This is a genomic window from Citrobacter sp. Cf072, assembly GCF_030334485.1.
GTDB lineage: Bacteria > Pseudomonadota > Gammaproteobacteria > Enterobacterales > Enterobacteriaceae > Citrobacter > Citrobacter freundii.
Map to the genome: position 1 here is coordinate 489,941 of NZ_JAOWDX010000044.1, position 26,173 is coordinate 516,113.

23 protein-coding genes are annotated in these 26,173 nt (G+C 52.5%); 6 read left to right on the forward strand and 17 right to left on the reverse strand.

From position 1 onward, the window contains the following. Window positions 1-39: 39 nt before the first annotated feature. The 4 genes from OGX66_RS11380 to OGX66_RS11395 form a co-directional block, all read right to left on the reverse strand. Window positions 40-876 carry a hypothetical protein gene (locus tag OGX66_RS11380; RefSeq protein WP_044712861.1) on the reverse strand — a complete coding sequence of 279 codons (837 nt, stop codon included), beginning with the start codon at window positions 874-876 and terminating at the stop codon, window positions 40-42. Window positions 877-1,395: 519 nt separating this feature from the next. Continuing rightward, window positions 1,396-3,264, reverse strand: coding sequence for an amidohydrolase (locus tag OGX66_RS11385; protein ID WP_071684866.1), 1,869 nt, complete (start codon window positions 3,262-3,264; stop codon window positions 1,396-1,398). 21 nt (window positions 3,265-3,285) lie between these two features. Then, complete coding sequence (locus tag OGX66_RS11390) at window positions 3,286-3,831, reverse strand: antibiotic biosynthesis monooxygenase (protein WP_003021516.1); 546 nt, start codon at window positions 3,829-3,831, stop codon at window positions 3,286-3,288. Between the two features lie 173 nt (window positions 3,832-4,004). Next, the gene (locus OGX66_RS11395; RefSeq protein WP_003021513.1) at window positions 4,005-4,646 is read right to left on the reverse strand and encodes a hydrolase; all 642 of its coding nucleotides are present in this window, start codon (window positions 4,644-4,646) and stop codon (window positions 4,005-4,007) included. Between the two features lie 273 nt (window positions 4,647-4,919). Between OGX66_RS11395 and OGX66_RS11400 the strand changes: the two genes are divergently transcribed. Continuing rightward, window positions 4,920-5,822 carry a LysR family transcriptional regulator gene (locus tag OGX66_RS11400; RefSeq protein ID WP_049002390.1) on the forward strand — a complete coding sequence of 301 codons (903 nt, stop codon included), beginning with the start codon at window positions 4,920-4,922 and terminating at the stop codon, window positions 5,820-5,822. Here OGX66_RS11400 and malZ read toward each other — a convergent pair. The 5 genes from malZ to phoB form a co-directional block, all read right to left on the reverse strand. After that, window positions 5,816-7,633, reverse strand: a complete 1,818-nt coding sequence (malZ, locus tag OGX66_RS11405) for a maltodextrin glucosidase (RefSeq protein ID WP_270921565.1) — start codon at window positions 7,631-7,633, stop codon at window positions 5,816-5,818. The genes OGX66_RS11400 and malZ overlap by 7 nt on opposite strands. A 138-nt stretch (window positions 7,634-7,771) precedes the next feature. After that, window positions 7,772-9,145, reverse strand: coding sequence for a proline-specific permease ProY (gene proY, locus OGX66_RS11410; RefSeq protein ID WP_032948680.1), 1,374 nt, complete (start codon window positions 9,143-9,145; stop codon window positions 7,772-7,774). An 81-nt stretch (window positions 9,146-9,226) separates the two neighbouring features. Then, window positions 9,227-10,546, reverse strand: a complete 1,320-nt coding sequence (gene brnQ / locus OGX66_RS11415; RefSeq protein WP_003021501.1) for a branched-chain amino acid transporter carrier protein BrnQ — start codon at window positions 10,544-10,546, stop codon at window positions 9,227-9,229. Window positions 10,547-10,951: 405 nt separating this feature from the next. Beyond that, window positions 10,952-12,247, reverse strand: a complete 1,296-nt coding sequence (gene phoR / locus OGX66_RS11420; protein WP_003021498.1) for a phosphate regulon sensor histidine kinase PhoR — start codon at window positions 12,245-12,247, stop codon at window positions 10,952-10,954. Window positions 12,248-12,297: 50 nt separating this feature from the next. Then, a complete protein-coding gene (gene phoB / locus OGX66_RS11425) occupies window positions 12,298-12,987 on the reverse strand; it encodes a phosphate response regulator transcription factor PhoB (protein WP_003021496.1) in 690 nt (229 codons plus the stop codon). Window positions 12,988-13,177: 190 nt separating this feature from the next. Here phoB and sbcD point away from each other — a divergent pair, with 190 nt between their 5' ends. The 3 genes from sbcD to araJ all read left to right on the forward strand — a co-directional run bounded on the left by sbcD (window position 13,178) and on the right by araJ (window position 18,885). Continuing rightward, complete coding sequence (sbcD, locus tag OGX66_RS11430) at window positions 13,178-14,380, forward strand: exonuclease subunit SbcD (protein ID WP_286511533.1); 1,203 nt, start codon at window positions 13,178-13,180, stop codon at window positions 14,378-14,380. After that, entirely contained in the window at window positions 14,377-17,520 is a 3,144-nt protein-coding gene (sbcC, locus tag OGX66_RS11435) for an exonuclease subunit SbcC (RefSeq protein WP_270921563.1), read from the forward strand. The genes sbcD and sbcC overlap by 4 nt, the downstream gene beginning before the upstream one ends. Window positions 17,521-17,712: 192 nt before the next feature. After that, window positions 17,713-18,885 carry an MFS transporter AraJ gene (gene araJ, locus OGX66_RS11440; RefSeq protein WP_270921796.1) on the forward strand — a complete coding sequence of 391 codons (1,173 nt, stop codon included), beginning with the start codon at window positions 17,713-17,715 and terminating at the stop codon, window positions 18,883-18,885. A gap of 7 nt (window positions 18,886-18,892) precedes the next feature. On the opposite strand, the gene mak is transcribed toward araJ, so the two are convergent. Then, window positions 18,893-19,801, reverse strand: a complete 909-nt coding sequence (gene mak / locus OGX66_RS11445; protein WP_088902664.1) for a fructokinase — start codon at window positions 19,799-19,801, stop codon at window positions 18,893-18,895. 91 nt (window positions 19,802-19,892) lie between these two features. Here mak and rdgC point away from each other — a divergent pair, with 91 nt between their 5' ends. Beyond that, window positions 19,893-20,804, forward strand: a complete 912-nt coding sequence (gene rdgC / locus OGX66_RS11450; RefSeq protein WP_003021479.1) for a recombination-associated protein RdgC — start codon at window positions 19,893-19,895, stop codon at window positions 20,802-20,804. 49 nt (window positions 20,805-20,853) lie between these two features. Here the strand turns inward: rdgC and ppnP are convergent, their stop codons facing one another. The 5 genes from ppnP to OGX66_RS11475 all read right to left on the reverse strand — a co-directional run bounded on the left by ppnP (window position 20,854) and on the right by OGX66_RS11475 (window position 23,539). Further along, on the reverse strand, window positions 20,854-21,138 hold the full coding sequence (gene ppnP / locus OGX66_RS11455; protein ID WP_003021477.1) for a pyrimidine/purine nucleoside phosphorylase: 285 nt from the start codon (window positions 21,136-21,138) through the stop codon (window positions 20,854-20,856). A 71-nt stretch (window positions 21,139-21,209) separates the two neighbouring features. Further along, a complete protein-coding gene (locus tag OGX66_RS11460; protein ID WP_088902665.1) occupies window positions 21,210-21,887 on the reverse strand; it encodes an AroM family protein in 678 nt (225 codons plus the stop codon). Between the two features lie 246 nt (window positions 21,888-22,133). Further along, on the reverse strand, window positions 22,134-22,325 hold the full coding sequence (gene yaiA / locus OGX66_RS11465; protein ID WP_003021472.1) for a protein YaiA: 192 nt from the start codon (window positions 22,323-22,325) through the stop codon (window positions 22,134-22,136). Between the two features lie 26 nt (window positions 22,326-22,351). Further along, complete coding sequence (gene aroL / locus OGX66_RS11470; RefSeq protein ID WP_032948673.1) at window positions 22,352-22,897, reverse strand: shikimate kinase AroL; 546 nt, start codon at window positions 22,895-22,897, stop codon at window positions 22,352-22,354. A 186-nt stretch (window positions 22,898-23,083) separates the two neighbouring features. Further along, window positions 23,084-23,539 carry a YaiI/YqxD family protein gene (locus tag OGX66_RS11475; protein WP_003021467.1) on the reverse strand — a complete coding sequence of 152 codons (456 nt, stop codon included), beginning with the start codon at window positions 23,537-23,539 and terminating at the stop codon, window positions 23,084-23,086. Between the two features lie 189 nt (window positions 23,540-23,728). Between OGX66_RS11475 and proC the strand changes: the two genes are divergently transcribed. Next, entirely contained in the window at window positions 23,729-24,538 is an 810-nt protein-coding gene (proC, locus tag OGX66_RS11480; protein ID WP_003021462.1) for a pyrroline-5-carboxylate reductase, read from the forward strand. A gap of 17 nt (window positions 24,539-24,555) precedes the next feature. Here the strand turns inward: proC and adrA are convergent, their stop codons facing one another. Together adrA and psiF are read right to left on the reverse strand one after the other, a co-directional pair. Beyond that, window positions 24,556-25,671: a diguanylate cyclase AdrA gene (gene adrA / locus OGX66_RS11485; RefSeq protein ID WP_085954043.1), complete on the reverse strand. Its 1,116-nt coding sequence runs from the start codon at window positions 25,669-25,671 to the stop codon at window positions 24,556-24,558. A gap of 91 nt (window positions 25,672-25,762) precedes the next feature. Further along, entirely contained in the window at window positions 25,763-26,083 is a 321-nt protein-coding gene (psiF, locus tag OGX66_RS11490) for a phosphate starvation-inducible protein PsiF (protein WP_003021454.1), read from the reverse strand. Between the last annotated feature and the right edge of the window lie 90 nt (window positions 26,084-26,173).

The following is a 26,173-nucleotide window of genomic DNA, read 5'->3' on the forward strand; positions in this document are numbered from 1 at the left end:
GTCGCTATGAATGATATAATTTATCAACATCCAGAACATTCAAACAAAATTCAAATCATCATAGTTAAACACATCACTGGTAACGGTCCTATCTAACTTCTCACCATTTCGATATTTTCTGCATGGCCAGATCTGACCATCAACTAAGCTTTCATACTCTCTATCATTTGAAAATCGTTTCTTCACTTTACTTCCGGATTTATAGCCCCATAATAATAGCTCTTGCTTTCCAAACAAATCTATTGCTACATAATCATTCACTGTTTTTCTATATTTGCAGTCTTCCAATCCGGGGCCATAGTTAAATGACGCATAAACCATTTGGCCAATAACATATGCTGATGATTCATGTCTGGAAAATGCGCGAGCAATACACTCCCCACCACTACGCTGATCTAAATCATCACTTTCATATCGACCAGATCGGCAACTATGTAATACCAAATAACCCTTTTCAGGATTCCAGATTAAATTTTCAAGAGATTCAACCACCTCAGCCGTAATATGCTCCCCCTTCTTAATTGATATCCTATCTGGATTGCTGTGAGCAAAAATATGAATTTCACACAAATCATATTTAGGTTGACCTGATTTATTTAGCTTGCAAATATCATAGAATATCGCGGTCCAAATTTTTTCGAAGTCGGCCAAACTCTTGAAGATCATCGGTCCTTTTACTTCACCTTTGGGATACTTAGATTCAAGCCGCTTTTTCTTGAATTCCGCCGCTTTCAACATCTCGGCACCACCGTGTCCACCATAGGCTATCATCACGTCATATCGAATAGGTCGTGAAATTGCAACATGAACAACATTGGGTTCACCATTATCATTTGATCTTCTGGTTTTTCCTAAAGATATATCATTTACTGGCATTTCAGCTCCTACAATTACAATTACAAATGCTTTACTACCCAACTAAACGCGTCACCAATAATATTCATTTAATTAATAACAACTCATTATTGTAATTAATCACGCATTATTTTAACTTATGGTTAGTAATATTGTGTGAGCTACCTTCATATTTTGATTGATTTAATTATGCAATCAAGCTTTGATAGCCAATAATAAAAAATAAAATTTACACTTTACAAACAATACAAATAATCATAAGAACTACATTCTTACATTGAAAATATAACTATGTTGGTGCGGATAGAGAAGATTACACGGCCCCGGCTTTACGCCGTAGTAAGAATGGCATAGCGACCTTTAGGAAGATGGTTTTGTGGCAACCGTAGACAATTGGCTGTAGCAAAGCGAAATGCAGATGTATGAACCCCATTGCCTGATGGCACTCAGCATAGCAGGCTTACAAGGATTAGAAGTTGCGATTCTTTGTTGGCCGGATAAGACGCAAAGCGTCACCATCCGGCATTAAAAACGTTACAGTCAGAACGCGAAACAGGAACAGCCAAGCGCCCCCCAGAAAGCCCGGTCATCTGACACCGGAATGCCTGATTGACGCGCAATATCATGCTGATGACCGTGTACGCCACAGCTACCACAGCACTGATGCATCTGCACCATTGCGCCAATTTTAGCCGCAGCAGGCGGCGCTGAGCGATAGTGCCCCGGCACCTTCACCACCGGCGACCAGTCCGGCACAACCGGGATGGCTGGTGGTGCCAGCGGGGTGAAATGCCCTGCCGCATACACGACTTTGCCATCGACAATGGTCATCACTGACTCAATGCCTTTGATCTCTTCTTCCGCCACGTTGAAGTAATCTTTAGACAGCACCACCAGGTCGGCCAGTTGATCTTTCTCGATTCGCCCTTTCTTACCCTGCTCACTGGAGAACCAGGCGCTGCCAGCGGTCCACAGTTCCAGCGCCACGTCGCGCGGCAAGCGGTTGTTATCATCGTACATCGCCATACCGCCAACGGTGCGGCCCGAAACCAGCCAATAGAGCGCGGTCCACGGGTTGTAGCTAGCCACACGGGTGGCGTCAGTCCCCAGCCCTACCGGAACTTCAGCCGCCAGCATTTTCGCCACCGGCGGCGTGTGTTTGACCGCATCTTTGCCATAACGCTCGACAAAATATTCGCCCTGGAACGCCATTCGGTGCTGAACAGCAATCCCGCCGCCCAGCGCTTTAACGCGCTCGATATTCCGTTCAGTAATGGTTTCGGCATGATCGAAGAACCAGTGCAGGCCATTGAACGGGATATCACGATTCACCTTCTCAAACACGTCCAACATGCGGCTGATAGATTCATCGTAGGTGGCGTGCAGGCGGAACGGCCAGCGGTGCTCCACCAGGTGTCGCACCACGCGCTCCAGCTCATCTTCCATACCCTCCGGCAGGTCCGGGCGCGGCTGGAGAAAATCTTCAAAATCCGCTGCCGAAAAGACCAGCATTTCCCCGGCCCCATTGGCGCGGTAGAAGTCGGTTCCCTGCCCCGGTTTGAGCATATCGGTCCAACGTTCAAAGTCTTCCAGTTCCTGTTTTGGACGCTGGGTAAACAAGTTGTAGGCAATACGCACAGTCATCTGCTTGTTGGCGTGTAACTGCTCAATGATCTCGTAATCTTCCGGATAGTTCTGGAAGCCGCCGCCCGCATCGATGGCACTGGTCAGCCCCAGACGGTTCAGTTCACGCATAAACTGGCGGGTCGAGTTAACCTGCATTTCTAGCGGCAGTTTGGGTCCTTTTGCCAGCGTCGAATAAAGGATCATGGCGTTTGGTTTAGCGATCAACATCCCGGTCGGGTTGCCGTTGCTATCACGCACAATCTCACCGCCCGCCGGATCCGGCGTCGCTTTGGTGTAGCCGACGGCTTTCAGCGCAGCGCGGTTCAGCAAAGCCCGGTCGTAGAGATGCAGAACAAAAACCGGGGTATCCGGAGCAGCTTCATTCAGTTCTTCCAGGGTAGGCATGCGACGTTCGGCAAACTGGAATTCGCTCCAGCCGCCCACCACGCGTACCCATTGCGGCGACGGCGTTCTGTCCGCCTGGTCTTTGAGCATACGTAGGGCGTCCGCCAGCGACGGCACGCCTTCCCAACGTAATTCCAGGTTGTAATTCAGTCCACCACGAATAAGGTGCAGGTGCGAATCGTTCAGGCCCGGGATCACCGTATGTCCTTGCAGATCGACAACCTGCGTCCCTTCGGCAGCAAAGCTCATTACCCGCTCGTGGCTACCGGTCGCCAGGATCTTTCCGTTGGCAATCGCCACCGCCTCGACCTGCGGGCGTTGCCTATCGAGAGTATGAATTTTTCCGTGAGTCAGAATCAGTGTGGCAGTTTGAGACATAACAATCTCCTGAGATACCGGTCAGGCTTTTTTCAGCCATCCGGCAAACAGACGGGTTACGATGGGCATCCAGAACCAGACCACCAGCGCAACCACACAGGCATCATTGATGAGATGCAGGAGTAACGAGCCCTTCATTGCAGGCAGCACAATGCCGGTCAACCACGGCACCAGATTGGTGCTAGGAAATATCACCAGCAGGGTTATCAGAAACTGTTTCCAGCGTTTGGGCTGGCGTACATGGGGCGCTGGTGGCGTAAACCAGAATGCCGCTTCGGTACGAATTTCGGTTTTATCACCTTCCGCCAGCAGTGGGACGATCTCTTCCACCAGCACGCGGCGCGTATCAGACTGGGTCCAGTTATACAGATGCTCAAGCGTGTCGAAGCGAATAATGATATTCCACAGGTTGTCGCCATCCGCAGGGCGAATCACGTTCGCCCCGAGATGACCGGGAAACTCGGCCGCCACCGGCATAATTTTCCCCAGCCATTGCTCATACCGCTGCGCCTGCTCAGGCAGCAGGGTGTGGGTAATCACCAACGTCACATGTTTGTTCTGCGCCATGAAGGATTCCTTGTTGAGAGGAAACAGGCCGCTTAGGCCAGGAAAGCAATACACAAAATCATTCATGGTGCATCGAGGCGGCAAGGTTGTGGATCCCCGGGAGCTTACATAAGTCAGTGACTGGGGTACGCAAGCGAAGCCAACAAAGATGCAACATGAAGGATGACGTGTATTTAGGCTTTACGTTCTGGCGCGCCATGCACCATGGTATAGGCATAATCCACGCCCATACCGTAGGCACCGCTGTGCTCGCGTACCAGATCCATGACGGCGTCGTAGGTTTCTTTGCGAGACCAGTCGCGCTGATACTCAAGAAGAACCTGTTGCCAGGTTACGGGTACGGCACCAGCCTGTACCATGCGGTCGATAGAACGCTCATGGGCATCCACGGACGTGCCGCCGGAAGTGTCGGTCACCACATATACTTCATAACCCGCTTCCAGCGCCATCAGTGCCGGGAAAGTCAGGCAGACTTCGGTCCACAGCGCGGAGATAATCAGTTTTTTACGCCCAGTCGCTTCCACGGCCTTCACAAACGCCGCATCTTCCCAGGAGTTCATTGAGGTGCGTTCAATGGGTTTTACATCAGGATGAACCGCTAACAGTTCTGGCCAGATATATCCGCTAAAACTTTTCGTTTCTACAGAAGTATAAATCACCGGAACATTGAATATTTTCCCGGCTTTCGCTAATGCCACGGTATTATTTTTTAAAGTCTGGCGATCGATATTCGCTACACCAAATGACATTTGCGGCTGATGATCAATAAAAATAAGCGTAGAGTTTTGAGGGTCAATCAGTTCCCGAATAGACATATCACACCTTCTTAATCAATAAGTTAAAAGGCAACGGTCTGTATCTGCCGTCAGCAGCAGGATCCTGAATCAGAAAGCTTGTTGAGTATAGCGAGAAATTTCTAACGAGTTATTAAAGAAAACTTACCATCCTGTGAAACTATTAATTCTGTGTTGCGATATATCCTAAACAACATCAAAAAAATGCGCATGATTCATCTAATTTATTCACTGGCATTGTTTTTCTTCATTCGGTACAACAGAAGGGTTTAATTTTCAGGATCTTTTCTGGCTATGCGCATTAATCTGGATGTTTTGCTTATTCTCGACGCACTCGACAAACAGGGTTCATTTGCCGCGGCGGCCGAATCGCTGTTTAAAACGCCTGCGGCACTCAGCTATATGATTCAAAAGCTGGAAAGCGACCTGAATATCGAGTTGCTTGACCGTTCCGGACACCGGGCTAAATTTACCGACACCGGACAGATGATGCTGGAAAAGGGACGTTTATTGCTAAGTGCGGCAAAAGATCTCGAAAAACAGGCGGTACAGCTGAGTTCAGGCTGGGAAAAAGAGCTGGCGATTGCGCTGGACGACTCCTTTCCTTTCGCCTCGCTGTTACCCATTATCGATGAATTTCACGCGCTGAATAAGCAAACCCGCCTCAGTTTTACCCATCATACGCTGGCGGGTTCCTGGGAGGAGCTGACCCATAATGGAGCAGATATTATTCTGGGGGCGATTAATGAACCACCAACGTCAGCGGCCTGGTCCTACAAAATGCTCGGTACATTGGACAATGTATTTGTCGTGGCACCTGAGCATCCGCTGGCCGCAGCACCTGATGGCCTGACCAACGAGCAGTTGTGCCTGCATCGGGCGATTGTTATCAGCGACAGCGCCCGCTTCTGCCATCCGTTACAAACCAATCTGCTGGAGGAGCAGGCGCAGATCCGTGTCGATGACTTCCACAGTAAAGTGATGCTACTGCGAGCCGGCATGGGCTGCGGATTTCTCCCCCGCCATATTGCCAGCCCGTGGCTTGCTACGGGCGAGCTGGTGGAAAAAACAGTTATCTCATTTCGCCAAAAAGACGTGGCCTATATGGCATGGCGTAATAACCGTGATGGGCTGGCGCAGCGCTGGTGGCGAGACGCGCTGCTGGCAAGCCCGGCGATTGCGCACTTATATCAATGACCTGACCATACAGAGGCGGAAATCGCCGGCAACGTCAGGATATCGTCGGCAAGCACACCTTTGCCTTCTTTGTGCTGCCAATGACTCACGCTCAGTAATGGCGAGGCTGGCAGGACCACTTCACAAGCCTGGCCACGGTTAATCGCCACTAACACGCGCTGGCGGTTTAGCACCCGTACAAACACCACCACGTTATCCTCGGCGTAAATCACCTGACAACCACCGTGGCGTAGCGCCTGGCTCTGGTGGCGTAATTTTGCCAGCCGCTGGTACAACGCCAGCAGGTTAGCGTCCTGTTTTTCAGGCTGCCATGGGAAAGGTTTGCGGCAAAACGGATCGTTGTTGCCATCCAGCCCCACTTCGTCGCCGTAGTAAATACAGGGCACGCCAGGCCAGGTAAATAGCCACACCACCGCCAGCGGTAAACGTGCGACGTCTTTACCGAGCAGAGACTTAAAGCGAGCGGTATCGTGGCTGTCGAGCTGGTTAAACATGCGCAATTGCTGTTGATGCGACAACCCCGCGCGGTAGTTATCCATCCAGGCCATACAGGTCTGAGCGTCAATAGATTGTGGGTCGTATGAAATATCGGTATTGGCGAGGAATCCCCAGAGAGGGAAAGTAAAGCCGCGATAGTTCATGGCGGCATCTTCCGCGTCGGCCTGCAACCACTGGCGAGCATCGCCAAAATGTTCACCCACCACATACGCCTCTGGCTGGGTTTCTTTTGCCGCCTGCGTAATGCCGGCCACGTGTTGTAGGTTGTTACGTGCGCCTCCTGCTTCTCCCAGCATGTGCACCACATCAAGACGCCAGCCGTCCATCCTCCACGGCGCTTTCAGCCAGTGACGGACGATACTGTCTTCGCCGCGATAAATTTCATTTACCAGGCTTTCCGAAGAAAAGTCCAGCTTGGGCAGGCTGGAATACCCCAGCCAGTCGAGCGCAACGCCGTCGGCTGAGAAATGATACCAGTCGCGCCAGGGGGATTCTGGGTTATGGCACGCCCCATCCGTTCCCCTACTATGCCGGTCAAACCAGGCGTGCGAATCGCCGCTATGGTTAAAAACACCGTCCAGAATCAAGCGCATGCCCTGCTGTTGGGTGTTGTGCCGCAGGCGTAGCAGCGCCGTGTCGCCGCCAAATTGCGGATCAACATGACGGTAATCTTCGGTATCGTATTTATGCACGCTCGGCGCGGTAAACACAGGATTCAGGTACAGCGCCGTGACACCTAACGTTTTCAGGTACGGTAGCTTTTCGCTGATGCCGTCTAAATCACCGCCATAGAACGTGGAGCCACCGGCCTGAGCCGTAAGCGGTTCGTCCCATTCGCGCCGCACGATGTCGTGCCCGGCCGCGTGATGGTAATAGACGTTATCCTGGCCCGCTTCACGCGACTGGCTGCGGGCAAAACGGTCCGGGAAAATTTGGTAAAAGACCTGGTCAGCGACCCACTGCGGACCGTTATCCGGCACATCGACGGCAAACTGCTCCAGACGCGCAGGCGGAAAACGGCTGAATCCCTGTGGGGTGAACCACAACTGACGATCGAGCCAAAGTAATTTAAAGCTATAGCGTCGACGAGGCTGCCCGCTGGAGAGATCAATCGCCGCTCGCCACGCGGTCACACCCGGCTGCGGCTGGCTGCGCTGCTTGTGCATAGCTAGCGAAATCTCTTCGTTATCGTTTTCTGCGCGTAGCGTCACCCGCTGGGGTGGATTTTCCCCCGCCAGCCATAATGTAATCGTCAGTTGATCTTTGTTTTGCTTAACAAATGGGGCAACCGGAAGGTGCCAGGCGTTCAACATCACGTATCCCCTTTGATGATAATGACGTCACCTTGCCATAGCGAAGTGCAGGATCACTCATCATCTTAACGTTTATTGGGGGAGGAGTTCGGGGGAGGAGAAAATTGCCGGGTAACGCAAAGTTACCCGGCAAAAATATTACTGTGCTTCAGCCAGTTGGCGCTCGCGACGGCGCTTGAATCCCCAGCCGACCAGCAGCAGGACAATCCACGCAAAGCCGACGTACAGCGAAATGCGGGTATCCGGATGATAGCCGATAAGCGCGATGATAAAGACCAGGAAAATCAGGCCAACAATGGTCGTCGTTACCCCACCCGGTACTTTAAATTTCAGCGCTTTGACCTCTTCTGGCGGCAGACGACGACGGAAAGCAATCTGCGACAGCAGGATCATAATCCACACCCAAACCGTGGCGAACGTTGCCAAAGAGGCGATCACCAGGAAGACGTTTTCCGGCATGATGTAGTTAAGATAAACCGCAAACAGCAGCGCGATGGTCATCACCATCACCGTAACCCAAGGCACGCCACGACGCGACGTCTTGGCAAACATTTTTGGGGCACTGCCCTGCTCCGCCATGCCGTGTAGCATACGTCCCACACCGAAGACGTCAGAGTTAATTGCCGACAGCGACGCAGTCAGAACCACAAAGTTGAGGATCCCGGCAGCAAAGGTAATGCCCATATGCTGGAACGTCATAACGAACGGGCTACCGTCGGTACCCACCTGGTTCCACGGGTAGATAGACATAATGACGAACAACGTCCCCACATAAAACACCAGGATACGCATTGGTACGGAATTGATAGCGCGCGGAATAGATTTTTCCGGGTCTTTGGCTTCGCCTGCGGTAATCCCGATAATCTCAATCCCGCCGTAAGCGAACATCACCATTTGCAGCGACATCACCATGCCGAGCCAGCCGTTGCTGAAGAAGCCACCGTTGCTCCATAAGTTATGGATACCGGTCGGTTGCCCGCCGTTGCCAATCCCCCAAATGATGATACCGAAACCGGCGACAATCATGATGATAATGGTGGCGACTTTAAAGAACGAGAACCAGAACTCCAGCTCGCCAAACACCTTCACGCTCATCAGGTTGATGGCGCAGATAATCAGCACTACGCTGAGTACCCAAATCCAGTGCGGTACGGCCGGGAACCAGACGCCCATGTAAATACCAAAGGCAGTCACATCGGCAATGGCGACAATCAGGATTTCAAAACAATAGGTCCAGCCGGTGATATAGCCTGCCAGCGGTCCGAGGTTTTCCTGCGCATAGCGCGAGAAGGAGCTGGCTGCAGGGTTATGAACAGACATTTCGCCCAGCGCGCGCATAATAATATACGCCGCTACGCCGCCGATAATATAGGCCAGCAACACGCTTGGCCCCGCCATTTTGATGGCATCGGCCGAGCCATAGAACAGCCCGGTACCAATTGCTGAACCTAATGCCATAAAGCGGATGTGCCGGGTGCTCAGCCCACGCTTTAGCTTGTTATTACTTTCCATCGATTCCTAACCTGTTAACACAATAAAAAAACCACGGGGCCATGTTAATAGCCCCGTGGTTAAAACTTATTGTCAGTGATATTAGTGTGCGCTGGAGGTCACTTGTCGACCCGCGGCGCGATCCCAGATAACTGCCAGGACCACCATCACGACTGTTGGCATCAACCACGCCAGCCCCTGCTCCGCCAGCGGTAAACGCTGGGTCCAGGCCGGTAACACGTCGCCAATTGCAGAAGCTTTAATGCCATCAAGGATACCAAAAATCAGGCTGATAAACATCGCAGGTGCAATGACGCGGGAAGAATTATGCCACCATGAGCGGGTAAAGCTTAATACAACCAGTGCGATACATGGCGGATAGATAGCCGTCAGCACCGGAATAGAGATCTGAATCAGATGGCTCAGACCCAGGTTAGAAACCACCATCGAGAAGCCGCCGAGGATAAATACCAGCGTACGATAAGACAGTGGAACGTACTGGGCAAAGAACTCTGCGCACGCACAGGTCAAGCCAACCGCGGTGACCAGACAGGCGATGAAAATCAGCGCCGCCAGCAGGAAGCTTCCTGCACCGCCAAAGGTGTGCTGAACATACGCATGCAGAATCGCCGCGCCGTTAGCAGACTGATCGACCAGAATCGCGCTATCTGAACCCAGACGGAACAGCGCGAGATACAGCAGCGTTAAGCCCACACCCGCCATTAAACCCGCCCAAACGGTGTAACGGGTCAGCAGACGCGCTTCAGTAACACCACGCGAGCGAGCGGCGTTAACGATAACAATACCAAACACCATCGCGCCCAGCGTATCCATGGTCAGATACCCGTTCACGAAGCCATTAGAAAATGCCGCAGTTTGGTAGGCTTCCATCGCATTACTGATCGGGCCTGCTGGCCAGACGATTGCGGCGACAGACAGAACAACCAGCGCCAGGATTTTCAGCGGCGCCAGGAAATTACCCACCGTATCCAGCAGTTTGCCCGGATACAGCGAAACCAGAATCACAATCGCGAAATAGATAACGCTATAGATAAACAGCGGCAGCGCAGAGTCACCGGTCAGCGGTGCAATCCCGACTTCGAAAGAGACCGTCGCGGTACGCGGGGTAGCAAATAACGGCCCAACGGCCAGATAGCAAACAGTCGCCAGTAGCAGACCAGCAACTTTACCGATAGGTGTGCTCAGTCGGTCCACACCACCACCGACTTTCGCCAGCGCGACAACGGTAAGTACCGGCAGGCCAACGGCGGTAATCAAAAAGCCAAAAGCCGCAGTCCAGACGTGTTCACCTGCCTGCAAACCAACCATTGGGGGGAAGATGATGTTACCTGCACCAACGAACAGTGCAAATGTCATAAATCCCAAAGCGATAATATCGCGCGATTTTAACTGATGGGTCATAAAGTCTTACTGCCTGTGGATGTGGTGTTGAAAATAGTAAATTTTTGCCTTTCCCTGGGGGACAATACAGCGGCATTTTTGCTCAATTCCAGCGGGAAACACTCCCGACCTGGCGCGGCGAAGAATAGTTTTTCGATTTACCGCGTAAATGCAGTCGGTATGACAGCACCTGGAGCGCAATTTAAACGCTTATAACGTTTTAAAGCAAGGTGGGATCCAAAAACCAGAACAATATAGCGATATGAAAAATTTGGTTAGCACAAAACACCATTTCATGGAAAAAGGTATGGGTAATAGTTCGAACAAAAAACAATCAAACGTCGTAAAATTCAGGAGTCATATATTGACCGTATAGAAAAAGCCAGCTTGTGCTGGCTTTTGGAAAGATAATCTTACGAATGTGCTTTAACCGTTACTTTTGGCAATCAAACGTTCCGGGATCACGAAACTAAATCGCGTCCCTTTGCCTGGTTCGCTTTCGATATTCAAACGGCTGTCGTGATGATGCAGCGCATGTTTCACGATGGCAAGGCCCAACCCGCTACCGCCCGTTTGCCGCGATCGCGCCTTATCTACCCGATAAAAACGCTCGGTCAAACGTGGAATATGCTCGGCGGCAATGCCTGGACCGTTGTCTTCCACACAAAATTCCGCCCCCGAGACCACATGCTGCCAGCGTACGGTAATGTGCGTTCCCGCTGGTGTGTGGTTCACCGCGTTATAGACGAGATTCGAGATAGCGCTACGCAACTGCTCCTCGTTGCCCCGCACGTTCAGGCTGTTATCGACATCAAAGGTAAACGTATGTTTATGCTGGCTCAGGGTTTGCGCTTCGTGCTCGATCACGCGCAGCATCATGGGCACATCGACTTTCTCATTCAGTTGCAACGTCGGAGCAGCTTCAATTTTTGACAGCGTCAGCAACTGCTTCACCAGGCCTTCCATACGGTACGTTTGTTCGCGCATGGTATGCAGCGCTTTTTCGCGCGTTGTCCCTTCCAGCGGATGCTCCTGCATCATTTCCAGATAACCTTGCAGCACCGTCAGCGGTGTGCGCAGCTCATGGCTGGCGTTGGCGAAAAAGTTTCGCCGTGAACCTTCCAGTTGGTGCATCTGGGTAACGTCGCGCGCCACCATCAGCAGTTGCTTATCCGTGTAGGGCATCACGCGAATTTCCAGATGCCGTCCGGTATTGAGCACCAGATTGATAGGCCGGCTAAAGTCGCGCGTTTTCAGATATTGTGTGAATTCCGGGTATCGCAGCAGGTTAAGAATATTTTGCCCGCTATCGTCCGGCCAGCGCAGTCCCAGAACCTGCTGAGCCAGTCCGTTACACCAGAAGATACCGCCTTCTTCGGTGGTCAATACCACCGCGTCGGGTAGTGATTCCGCCCCGCTGCGAAAACGTTTGATCAGGTTACCCAGTTCTCGACGGCGTTTTTTGTTGCGCAACTGCATTTGATGCAGCCCATATAACAACGGCTCCCAACTGCCTCGCCCCGGCGGCGGCGTCATGCTTCTGTCGACCCATAGCCACCAGGACAAACGTAATAGATTCCAGAAATGCCAGATAAGCAGGCCCGTTACCGACGCCAGTAAAAACCAGGGCAGGTAACCGAAAAAAGCGCTAAGGATAAATGCCGGTATGCAGCACAGGATCAGCTCCAGTACCAACCTTTTCCATGACAATCGTTCTAGCAAACGTCTTACTCCATAAACGGCCTAATCCATCAGGCCCTGATTCTTGTCAGTCAGAAGCGGGTCGAAAAACGATATCCCGTCCCGCGAACTGTCTGCACCATTCGATCATGTCCGCTGTGCTCCAGCGCTTTACGTAAGCGGCGGATATGCACATCCACTGTCCGGTCTTCCACGTAGACATTGGTTCCCCAGACATGATTGAGGAGTTGTTCACGGCTGTAGACGCGCTCAGGGTGGGTCATAAAGAAGTGCAACAGTTTGAATTCGGTCGGCCCCATATCCAGCGGATCCTCGCCGGTCATCACGCGATGCGAGGTCGGATCAAGGCTTAGCCCCTGCATCTCAATAACCTCTTCCACCGCCATCGGTGAAATACGACGCAGAACCGCTTTAATACGCGCCACCAGCTCCTTGGGAGAAAACGGCTTGGTAATATAATCATCCGCACCGGTTTCCAGACCCCGGACGCGGTCTTCCTCTTCACCTCTCGCCGTCAGCATCATCACGGGGATATCCCGCGTCATGGCTTCGCGCTTGAGATGTTTAATAAACTGCAGACCCGAGCCGCCGGGAAGCATCCAGTCAAGCAGGACGAGATCCGGCCAGGGTTCATTGAGTTGGTTCACAGCACTGTCATAGTCTTCGGCTTCTACGGGTTGAAAACCGTTTTGCTCGAGCACGAAGCAGACCATTTCACGAATTGGAGCTTCATCTTCTACGACCAGAATACGTCTCGCCATGATTTGCCCTGTTTATAATTAAATCGTTTGCCATCAATACGGTGCCATTATGCGTCAGTTTTATGACAGATTTATGAAAAGATAGCCCAGGTTTAACGCAGCCCGGCGAATTATGACAGCCCGGAGACAAGATATTACCGTCCTTGAAAGGTTATAATCCCCACCACTGTTTTATCGTCATGGAACTCTTATGCGCATCCTTCACACGTCTGACTGGCATCTGGGCCAAAATTTCTACAGCAAGAGCCGCGCCGCTGAACATCAGGCCTTTCTCGACTGGCTGCTGGAAACGGCACAATCCCATCAGGTGGATGCCATTATTGTGGCGGGTGATATTTTCGATACCGGCTCACCGCCAAGCTACGCCCGTGAGCTGTATAACCGTTTTGTCGTTAATTTACAGCAAACTGGCTGTCATCTGGTGGTGCTGGCAGGCAACCACGACTCCGTCGCCACACTCAATGAATCCCGCGATATACTGGCGTTTCTCAACACCACGGTCGTTGCCAGCGCCGGCCATGCTCCGCAGGTACTGCCGCAACGCGACAGCACGCCGGGGGCAATTCTGTGCCCGGTTCCTTTTTTACGTCCACGCGACATCATTACCAGCCAGGCCGGGCTAACCGGGCAAGAAAAACAGCAACATTTGCTGTCAGCCATCACCGACTATTACCAGCAGCAGTATCAGGATGCCTGCACGCTGCGTGGTGATCAGAATTTGCCCATCATCGCGACCGGGCATTTGACCACCGTCGGCGCCAGTAAAAGTGACGCCGTCCGTGACATTTATATCGGTACGCTGGACGCCTTCCCTGCACAAAACTTCCCTCCGGCGGACTACATCGCGCTGGGCCATATTCACCGGGCGCAGGTTATCGGCGGCACGGAGCATATTCGCTACTGCGGCTCGCCGATCGCTCTCAGTTTTGACGAGTGCGGCAAAAACAAATGCGTGCATCTGGTGAGCTTTGAAGCAGGGAAACTCAACGCCGTCGAGAATCTCGCCGTACCGGTCACCCAGCCGCTTGCAGTACTGAAAGGCGATCTCGCCGCCATTACCGCCCAGCTTGAGCAGTGGCGCAACGTACAGCAAGAGCCGCCGGTGTGGCTGGATATTGAAATTACCACCGATGACTATCTGCATGATATGCAGCGTAAAATCCAGGCCTTGACCGAAGATTTACCGGTAGAGGTGTTATTGGTGCGCCGCAGTCGGGAACAGCGCGAACGTATTATGGCCAATGAACGTCGTGAAACATTAAGCGAGCTGAGCGTGGCGGAGGTTTTTGACCGCCGCCTGGCGCTGGAAGAACTCGAAGAACCGCAGCGCGAGCGGCTTAATCAGCTGTTTAGCGCAACCGTACAGACGCTTGCCGGGGAGGCTGAAGCATGAAAATTCTCAGCCTGCGCCTGAAAAACCTCAACTCCCTGAAGGGAGAATGGAAAGTCGATTTCACGGCAGAACCTTTTGCCAGCAACGGGCTGTTCGCCATCACCGGGCCCACAGGCGCGGGGAAAACCACCCTGCTGGACGCAATTTGCCTTGCGCTGTACCACGAAACGCCGCGCCTGAATACTGTGTCACAGTCGCAAAACGACCTGATGACCCGCGACACAGCGGAGTGTCTGGCCGAGGTGGAATTTGAGGTGCGGGGCGAAGCCTACCGCGCATTCTGGAGCCAGAACCGGGCACGCAACCAGCCTGAGGGCAACCTGCAGGTCCCGCGCGTAGAGCTGGCCCGCTGCGCCGACGGTAAAATCCTCGCCGATAAAGTCAAAGACAAGCTGGAGATGACCGCCGAGCTTACCGGGCTGGATTACGGTCGTTTTACCCGCTCGATGCTGCTCTCTCAGGGCCAGTTTGCCGCATTTCTTAATGCCAAACCAAAAGAGCGCGCCGAACTGCTGGAAGAGCTGACCGGCACAGAGATTTACGGTCAAATCTCCGCTATGGTGTTTGAAAAGCACAAATCAGCGCGTACGGAGCTGGAAAAACTGCAGGCCCAGGCCAGCGGCGTGGCGCTGTTAGCGCCAGAGCAGGTGCAATCCCTGACAGAAAGTTTGCAGGTACTTACTGACGAAGAAAAACAATACCTTACCAGCCAACAAACCCAGCAACAGTACCTCAACTGGCTCATTCGGCAAAATGAGCTACAAACGGATATAAACCGTCACCAGCAGGCATTACAGGCAGCGCTTCAGGCGCAAGAAGACGCGCAGCCGCAGTTGGCGGCACTGAGTCTGGCACTGCCGGCCAGGGCGTTACGCCCACACTGGGAGCGAATTCAGGAACAAACGGCTACTATCGAGCGTACACGCCAGAAGATTCAGGAAGTGAATGCTCGCTTACAAAGCAGCTTAACGCTACGCGGGCGTATTCGTCAGCAGGCGCAAATGCAGTCGACCTTGATACTAGCCGAACAACAGACGTTAACCGACTGGCTTAATGAGCATGATCGCTTCCGCTTATGGAGTAGCGAACTGGCAGGATGGAAAGCGCTGCTGGCCCAACAGTCCGACGCCAGCGCCCAGCTACGCCAATGGCAGCAGCTGCGAGAGAACGACACGCGTAAGCTCAATGCACTAACGCTTCCCGCACTGACCCTTTCGCCGCAGGAGGTAACGGATGCGCTGGCGCAACATGTGCAGCTTCGTCCATTACGCCAGCGGCTGAGCAATTTACACGGGCAAATCACCCCGAAGCAAAAACAACTGGCACAGTTACGCACCACGCTTGTACAGCGTCAACAAGAGTTGACCCAGCGCAACGCGGTGCTTGCCGAAAAACGTCAGCGCTATAAAGATAAAAATCAGCAACTTACCGATGTGAGAGTCATTTGCGAGCAAGAAGCCCGCATCAAAGATCTGGAAAGCCAACGGGCATTGTTGCAATCCGGCATGCCTTGCCCGCTATGCGGCTCCACCGCACATCCGGCGATTGAACGCTATCAAACGCTCGAACTGAGCGTGAATCAGACGCGGCGTGAGGCACTGGAAAAAGAGGTCAAAACGCTGGCCGATGAGGGTTCAACGCTACGCGGCCAGCTTGAGGCGATAACCCAGCAACTTCAGCGGGATGAACGCGAAGCACAGACGCTTTCTCAGGAGGAGCAAGCACTTACTCAAGAGTGGCTGACCGTCACCGCCAGCCTCAACGTCACGCTACAACCGCAGGATGACATTGCCCCGTGGCTGGCCGCTCAGGAAGAGCACGAACAACAGCTTCACCAGTTGAGCCTGCGTCATACCCTGCAGGCGCAAATCACCGCGCATACCGAGCAGATTACCCAGCTCCAGCTGCATATTGACCAGCGCCAGGCGACGCTAACCGCCGAGCTTTCCCGTTATGGTCTGGCCCTTCCGCCCGAGGATGACGTCGCCTCATGGCTAAGCGAACGGGCGAACGAAGCACAAATGTGGCAACAGCGTCAGAATGAACTGACCGAGTTACAGGCCCGGATTGCCCAGCTTGCGCCGCTGCTGGAAACGTTGCCTGAAACCGAGGCGCTTTCTGAAAACATTGAGGATTTGTCGCTGGAAAACTGGCGGCAGGTGCACGACGATTGCCTCTCTTTACAGGGACAGTGGCAAACCTTGCAACAGCAGGAGGCGCAGGACGTTCAGCGCGCCGCGGAAATCCAGGCGCAGTTTGATGCCGCATTGCAGGCCAGCATCTTTGCCGATCGCGACGCCTTTATTGCCGCCCTGCTGGACGAAGAGACCTTTAATCGCCTGGAGCAGTTGAAGCAATCACTGGAAGGCCAGCGACAGCAGGCCCAAACGCTGGTTAATCAGGCCCAGCAGGCACTGGCGGCTCATCAACAGCAGCAACCAACAGAAGTGGATCTCACGCTGACGGCGCAGCATCTGCACGACGCGCTGGCGCAGCTCACCCAACTGCTACGCGATAACACTACTCGTCAGGGCGAAATTCGCCAGCAGCTCAAACAAGATGCTGAAAACCGCCAGCAGCAGCAGGCGCTGATGCAGGAGATTGAAAAAGTCGCGCAGCAGGTCGAAGACTGGGGGTATTTGAATGCACTGATCGGCTCGAAAGAGGGAGATAAGTTCCGCAAATTTGCCCAGGGGCTGACGCTGGATAACCTCGTCTGGCTTGCCAACAACCAGTTAACCCGTCTGCACGGTCGCTATTTGTTGCAGCGCAAGGCCAGCGAAGCGTTAGAGCTGGAAGTGGTTGATACCTGGCAGGCCGATGCCGTACGTGATACGCGTACGCTTTCCGGCGGCGAGAGCTTCCTCGTGAGTCTGGCGCTGGCGCTGGCATTATCCGATCTGGTCAGCCACAAAACCCGAATTGACTCCCTGTTCCTCGACGAAGGTTTCGGCACGCTGGACAGTGAAACGTTGGATACCGCCCTGGACGCGCTTGATGCGCTCAACGCTACCGGTAAAACCATTGGCGTGATCAGCCACGTCGAAGCAATGAAAGAACGCATTCCGGTGCAGATCAAGGTGAAAAAAATCAACGGTCTGGGCTACAGCAAACTCGACAAAATGTTTGCGGTGGAGTAATCGGCCAGCGGATATGGTGTCACAGGCCGGATAAGCGCTAACGCTATCCGGCACGCTATGTAGCACAATATTGCATACTCAGGGACGGATATGAAATGGCATTCCACTTCGCTTATCCGCAAGCTATCGCTATTGGCGGCGAACGTTCGTCGCTATGACGCAAATCCTGCGTCTTTCTTGTTGGCAGGTGGTATGAAAAAAGTCATTTTCTCTTTAGCGCTCGGAACATTTGGGCTGGGCATGGCCGAGTTTGGCATCATGGGTGTCCTCACTGAGCTGGCGCGGGACGTGGGAATTTCCATTCCTGCCGCTGGCCATATGATTTCGTTTTACGCCTTTGGCGTAGTGTTTGGCGCGCCCATTATTGCGCTCTTTTCCAATCGCTTTTCGCTCAAACATATTTTGCTGTTTCTGGTCACCCTGTGCGTGATTGGCAACGCCATCTTCACCCTCTCTTCCTCGTATTTTATGCTGGCGGTGGGCAGGCTGGTTTCCGGCTTCCCTCATGGCGCATTTTTCGGCGTGGGCGCGATTATCCTGTCGAAGCTGGCCCGTCCAGGAAAAGTCACCGCCGCCGTCGCGGGCATGATTTCGGGGATGACCGTTGCCAATCTGGTTGGCATTCCCGTCGGCACCTGGCTGAGCCAGGAATTTAGCTGGCGCTACACGTTTCTGCTGATAGCCGTCTTTAATATCGCCGTAATAGTCTCGGTCGCTTTTTGGGTCCCCAACATTAGCGATGCGGTAAAAGGGAAACTGCGCGAACAATTTCACTTTTTGAAAAGCCCCGCCCCGTGGTTCATTTTTTCCGCCACCATGTTTGGGAACGCCGGGGTTTTCGCCTGGTTCAGCTACGTCAAACCGTACATGATGTATATCTCCGGCTTCTCCGAGGCGCTAATGACCTTCATCATGATGCTGGTGGGATTGGGAATGGTGTTAGGAAATCTGCTAAGCGGTAGGCTGTCAGGCCGTTATACGCCGCTGCGAATTGCGGTAATAACCGACTTCGTGATTGTGCTGGCTCTGCTGCTGCTCTTTGCCTTTGGCGGCATCAAAGCCGCGTCGCTGACCTTCGCTTTCATTTGCTGCGCGGGTCTGTTTGCTCTGTCGGCGCCGTTGCAAATTTTGCTGCTGCAAAATGCTAAAGGGGGAGAACTACTGGGCGCGGCTGGCGGGCAAATTGCCTTCAATCTCGGCAGCGCGATTGGCGCGTACTGCGGTGGCATGATGCTGACGCTGGGATTTGCCTACAACTACGTGACGCTGCCGGCTGCGCTGCTGTCGTTTTCTGCGATGTCCTCGCTGCTGCTCTATGGTCGCCTGAAGCGCGGCGTGCAACAACAGGTTGCACCCGCGACATAACAACCGTTTATACGTGCGGCCACAGCCAGGCCGCGCCGCGCACGCCGCTGGAGTCACCGTGCAACGCCTTGCGTAGAGGCGTTTCACACTCGCCACCAAAAACAAATTGCTGCATCAACGTCGGAACGTTTTGATACAGTCGATCGACATTGCTCATTCCGCCACCCAGCACAATGACGTCCGGATCGAGAATATTCACCACATGTGCCAGTGATTTCGCCAGACGAAGCTCATAGCGGCTCAACGCTTGCTCCGCAAGAGTATCCTGCGCATTAACAAGGCTGATAATTTCACTGCCTTTGAGCGGCTTACCGCTCAGGCGCTGGTAGTCGGTGGCAAAACCGGTCCCGGAAATGAAGGTTTCAATGCAGCCTTGCTTGCCGCAATAACAAGGTACTTCCTGTCGAAAACGCAGCTCATCTTCGTCCATCCACGGCAGCGGATTATGCCCCCACTCGCCCGCGGTACCGTTACCGCCCGTGTGCGCCCGACCATTCAGCGCCACGCCTGCGCCACATCCGGTGCCGATAATCACCGCAAACACGGTTTGCGCCCCCGCCGCCGCACCATCCACCGCTTCAGAAACCGCCAGACAGTTGGCATCATTTGCCAACCGCACTTCGCGATTCAGACGCGAACTCAGGTCTTTGTCAAAAGGTTGCCCGTTAAGCCAGGTCGAGTTGGCATTCTTTACTACCCCGGTGTAGGGCGAGATTGAACCGGGAATGCCCATTCCCACGGTTCCCGTCTGCCCGGTAGCGTTTTCCGCCATCTCCACCAGCATGGCGATGGTTTCTATCGTTTGCCAATAATCATCACGCGGCGTGGGCAGGCGATGGCGAAAAAGCTGTTCGCCCGCATCGCCAAGCGCAATAACTTCCGTTTTCGTACCGCCCAAATCGATACCTATACGCACTGTTTGCTCCTCTTCCCGATTAACAATGCAAGCATAGCGACAATTCGCTATCATGCCCGCTGGATTTAACGACAAGGCCGTGGAAATTATCATGCTGTGGTTCAAAAATTTAATGGTTTACCGTCTTAGCCGCGATGTTTCTTTGCGTGCCGAAGAGATGGAAAAACAGCTGGCATCAATGACGTTCACCCCTTGCGGTAGCCAGGATATGGCAAAAATGGGCTGGGTTCCGCCGATGGGATCGCACAGCGATGCATTAACGCATACCGCCAATGGCCAAATTATTATCTGCGCCCGCAAAGAAGAAAAAATTCTGCCGTCGCCGGTTATCAAACAGGCGCTGGAAGCCAAAATATTCAAACTGGAAGCTGAGCAAGGTCGCAAACTCAAGAAGACCGAAAAAGACTCACTGAAAGATGAAGTTCTGCACTCATTGCTGCCGCGCGCCTTTAGCCGCTTCAGCCAGACAATGATGTGGATCGACACCGTCAACGATCTGATCATGGTCGACTGTGCAAGCGCGAAAAAAGCGGAAGATACGCTGGCGCTGCTGCGTAAAAGCCTCGGTTCGCTGCCGGTCGTTCCGCTGACGATGGAAAACCCTATTGAGCTGACGCTGACCGAATGGGTTCGCTCCGGCACAACAGCACAAGGGTTCCAGTTACTGGATGAAGCTGAACTGAAAGCGATCCTTGAAGACGGCGGTGTGATCCGCGCGAAAAAGCAGGATCTGGTCTGCGACGAAATCGCCGTGCATATCGAGGCGGGCAAACTGGTCACCAAGTTGGCCCTCGACTGGCAGCAGCGTATTCAGTTCGTTATGTGTGACGACGGCTCCATTAAGCGTCTGAAGTTCAGCGATGAGCTGCGCGATCAGAACGAAGATATCGACCGTGAAGATTATGCTCAGCGTTTTGATGCCGATTTCATCCTGATGACAGGTGAACTGGCGGCGCTGATTAAAAGTCTGGTGGAAGGATTAGGCGGCGAAGCGCAACGTTAGCCCTGTTTAGCGAATGGCGACACAATATCGCCATTCGTCATTTTTACGCTTACAAATAGCGGCAAAGATAGGATGTTGGCTCTGCTACCTGCAGATGAAACTCACTGTTGCCCGGTACGTTAAACACGTCTCCTGCGGCATAGACTTTCCACTCGGTTTCCCCTGGCAGCAGCACGTTCAGTGCGCCACTAACCACCGTCATCTCTTCAGGCGCCGCAGTACCAAAGGTATATTCACCTTCAGCCATCACGCCTACACTGGCGCGGCCAGTACTGCTGCTGGTAAAACCGATCGATTTTACTTTGCCGGAAAAGTATTCATTACTTTGAAGCATACAACTGGCCCTATCTCGTGATTAAGTTAGGAACCAATATAGGGGGCTGACGTTCCACCTGTCACGCAAAATTACGCCAGCAATTCCGAAGCTAGTCGGGCAATCAACACATTGGACAGCAAAACCGGGACATCCAGCGACTTTTGCAGTAAATCACGATGGCGTTGATGAAAACCCAGGCAGTCCAGCATGAGAACATCAGCGCCTTGCTCAAGGAGATATTTTCCGGCATCAATCAGCTGTTGTTCAGAACCTTCTACTGGATTCGCTACGGCATACACTGGCGGCGTTTGTAACACCTGCCACTTTTGTGTCTGGGCTTTGAGCAATTCAGCAACAGGTACTATGACCCCAACCTGATGCCCTTCGACAATCGAAGCCACTAACGGGGGAATAATGCGCATGGGTTCCAACAAGATGCTATTGCGGGCGGTCAGACGGGTGATTGAAGCGGTACTCATCAGCAGGATCACGTCAAAGCCCTGATTATCCAGCACCTCCACGATACTTTGTAGCGAGCGTTCTACCTTCAGGCGCGAGACATGTGCAAGCTGATGGTCGCTAAGCAGCGTTAATAACAGCTCATCACCGGGTGAAGCTCCGTACTCAGCCATCACATCTTCTCGCTGCATCTGCCCCAGCAGACTGTGGTGAGTAATGTGCTGTTCATCAATATATTCCGTCAGGAGCGGTAACACCTCACACATCGGCACAACGCCAATCGTGAGGATAGCCAACGACGTACTCATTTGTTGCTCCACCGTTTTCTTACTTTGCTGTGAAATCCCGGACACGTGCCGGACGCTAACCTGTGCTACAAATGCTCAAAAGCGTAGCAGTAGATCGGCGGTGTATTGTGTAAAGATTCCAGATCATTCCAGTACTGGATTGTTATTGTTTAATTTTCAATTTTTACTGTATACAGCGAAATTTAAAAAAATGTGATGCACGCCCGGACTGGCACTTTTAAGACTCGTGCCAGGGCGGTCTTCATATCAGGTTTTATCGGGGTCTTCGTAGCGTTTTTTAGCATCCATCGCTTCCTGAGCCGAAGGATGCTCACTGATCAACGAATTCGGTTTAGGGTGATCGGCACGAAGTTGATACCAGGTTACCGTCTGGCCTGGCGTCCCTTTTTCAACCGTAACAATGGTTGCTTGACGTGGGTAAGGTGGTTGTGTCGGCATAGTTCTTCCTTTTCACTGGATGAACATTAAGTATAGACACCGCCCTGCAACCGTGGCGCTGCCTGCGCCAGTCTCCCAAGAATGTCTTCCACCACCTGCGCAGGCGCATTGGTGGCATCAACGATATAGTGCGCGGCTTCGCGATACAAAACATCTCGCTGGGCGAGCACTTCCTGCACTTCTTCAGTCAACGGCTTGCCGGTTAAGGTCGGTCGTAATCCTTCTTCAGGCGTCGCCTCCAGACGATCAACCAGTACCGATACCGGTGCGCTTAAATAGATAACCACGCCGTGGCTGCGCATGTAGTGACGGTTAAATTCGGTAAGAATAATACCGCCGCCGGTCGCAACAACCGTTGCTGGTGCTGTGACAGCCTGCAGAGCGGTCGTTTCCTGGGCACGAAACCCTTCCCACCCTTCTCTTTCGACGATTTCCGCCACGGTCATTTGCACGTGCGATTGCAACCAGCGATCGGTATCAACGAACTGGAAATCAATAGCCTTTGCCAGCGCCATACCGGTTGTCGTCTTACCACACCCCCGGGGGCCAACAAGAAAAAGAGGTTGCGTCATCACAGAATTTCCCCAGAGAGCCGCCAACAAGCGGGATCTGATGCGGTTAAAAATATAATCATATCATCAAACTAGTACACAGCCAAAACCGTAAAGAAAAAATTACATAAAGAATGGCGAGATGAGTTAACCCCTACTATAACAAGAATTCACAACGAATAAAGTGTAAATAATAAATTACACACACTATTTTCTACGCTGAACTTCCAGCCACCACTTATCCAGTTCAGCTGCAAAATGCTGTCTGTCGCGGGACGAAAGGCTGTCCGGCCCCCCGGTCTGAATACCGCTAGCGCGTAGCGTATCCATAAAATCACGCATCATCAGACGCTCGCGGATCGTGGCTTCGGTATAACGTTCGCCACGCGGGTTAAGCGCCGCCGCACCTTTTTCAATCACTTCAGCCGCCAGCGGAATATCTGCCGTTATCACTAAATCACCAGCACTGCACTGACGCACAATCTCGTTATCAGCCACGTCAAAGCCCGCAGGCACACGTAATGTGCTGATGAAACGCGAAGGCGGGACGCGCAGGCTTTGGTTGGCCACCAAAACAAGCGGCATTTGCATGCGCTCAGAAGCGCGGTACAAAATGTCTTTAATCACATTCGGACACGCATCGGCATCTACCCATATTGTCATAACTTCTCCTCACTGGTGTGCTGCCGCACATTGTCGCGTGCTTTTACTTTCAGGCAAAGTGCTGTTTCTCCTTCTGAACATATTCATTCCGCGCTAAGCTTAGCTTTCCCAGATTTACCCTAAATAATTCAAGTTACTTAAACTAATTAGGGTATAAAACAATGAATATCATCCATAGGGAGTGACAAGATGGACAAGAAAATTGGTTTTATCGGCTGCGGTAATATGGGCAAAGCCATTCTTGGCGGCATGATCGCCAGCGGTCAGGTTCTCCCCGGACAAATCTGGGTCTATACCCCTTCCCCCGATAAGGTCGCCGCGCTACACGACCAGTACGGCATTAATGCGGCGCAGTCTGCACAAGAAGTCGCGCAGATCGCTGATATTGTTTTTGGGGCTGTAAAGCCAGGCATTATGATTAAGGTGCTGAGCGAAATTACCTCCAGCCTGAACAAAGACTCCCTGGTCGTCTCAATTGCCGCAGGCGTCACCCTCGATCAGCTTGCCCGCGCGCTGGGTCACGACCGTAAAATCATTCGCGCGATGCCAAACACGCCGTCGCTGGTGAACGCCGGAATGACCTCCGTCACGCCAAACGCCTTAGTCACGCCGGAAGATACGGCTGACGTGCTGAATATCTTCCGCTGCTTTGGCGAAGCTGAAGTCATTGCGGAGGCAATGATTCATCCGGTCGTTGGTGTCAGCGGTTCAGCACCGGCCTATGTATTTATGTTTATCGAAGCAATGGCAGATGCCGCCGTTCAGGGGGGAATGCCCCGCGCGCAGGCTTATAAATTTGCGGCACAAGCGGTAATGGGTTCGGCGAAGATGGTACTGGAAACGGGTAAACATCCTGGCGAATTAAAGGATATGGTGTGCTCGCCAGGTGGAACCACCATTGAGGCGGTACGCGTCCTGGAAGAACGCGGTTTCCGTTCATCAGTAATTGAAGCGATGATTAAGTGCATGGAGCAATCGGAAAAACTCAGCCGCTCCTGAGTTAACACCGCCGGACGTCATGCCGCCGCTTCAGTGCGGTTACGTCCGGAATTCTTTGCTTTATAGAGCGCCATATCTGCTGATTTTAACCATTCTCTATAGTGTTCAGTTTCAGATGTCAGCGGCGCAACGCCCACGCTAATGCGCAGGTCAACCTGCGGCGCGCAAGATAAACGCAGTTGGGTAAGCCGTTCGTGAACACGAGACATCGCTGCAATCGCGCTGCTCGCCGACGTGCCACACATGATTACCGCAAACTCATCACCGCCAAAACGCCCAATCACATCGCTACCGCGTAAGGTCATCTGTAACTGGCGGGTCAGTGCAACAATGGCCTGATCCCCTACGTCATGGCCCCAGGTATCATTGATACTCTTAAAATGGTCGATATCGATGATAAGAAGCGTGGCATCACGCTGATGGCGGCGGCAATTATCAAATTCATTACGCAGCAACAGTTCCCAATGACGTCGGTTATACACCCCGGTCATCCCATCTCGCGTACTCATAACCTGTAAGCGACGTTTATGTTCTGCCAGCCGGATGAGCGTCTTATAACTCACCCAGGCAAACAGCAACGGGTAAACCACTAACACTGGCAGTGACAGCAGCACGCTCAGCTGCGTACTGCTAAAAGCCATGGGGATATCCGTTAACTGTAACGTCACCAGGCAGGAAACCACCATCAACACGGCGCCTGCGATGAAGACTCGCATACCTCCTGCGCCCATCAGGTTGATACAGATAATCATCAACAGCGCCGTGGATGGCAGCAAGTTTATCCCCATAATCCCCATCCACATCCCGGCGAGGATGGCATCGGCTTTTAAGTTGGTATATTCGCTATGCAGTGGATCGACAGCTTTACTTGCCAATTGCCATGCCAGATGTGGCCAGACAAATGCCCATCCCACCAGCAAAAGCCACCAGCCTCCGGTTATTGGCTGAGAAACTAATACCGACGCGATAGGGAAAAACATTCCCCCCAATCCCACTGCTCGCGGCAGCCTGATTCGTCGGGCAAATCGCAGACCGGAACGTTGGTGGTCATTTTGATGAAGCAATATAAATGCTTCATTTGAGACGACCTTCTTTTGATAAAAATTTTCATCATTCATCGTATTTGGGAATATTCTGAAACAAATTTCCCAAATTATAGGAAGGGGTCTGGCGGCGGAAGTATGATATTTCGGGTGAGCGATTTTATCTGCTCACCCGGAAGTGCTAAGCAGATTTTTTCAGGCAAGCACTCATAAACTTATTACGATCATCGCCTTTCAGAGACTGCTCCGTCGCCTTGACGTTGCATTCACGCATTTTCTGCTGCTGCGGCGTCAGACTCTTTTCCTCAGGCCCAGATTTACTGTTTTTCAGGCAATCACTCATATACGTCTTACGCGCATCCCCTTTTAAGGTTTGCGCCGTTGCCTGCTGATTGCAGGTGGTCATACGTTGTTGTTGCGGGGTTAATGTCTTCTCGGCAGCACCGACGGTAGTTAAAAAAATAAGACCAAAAAGCAACGTCATTAATAATGTAATTTTCATAGCACCATCCTTTTCTGAACGACGACACACAGGTAAGTTTGGCTGCTAACGATAAAAAAACCACCCGACGGCAAAAGTATTGCCGCCGGG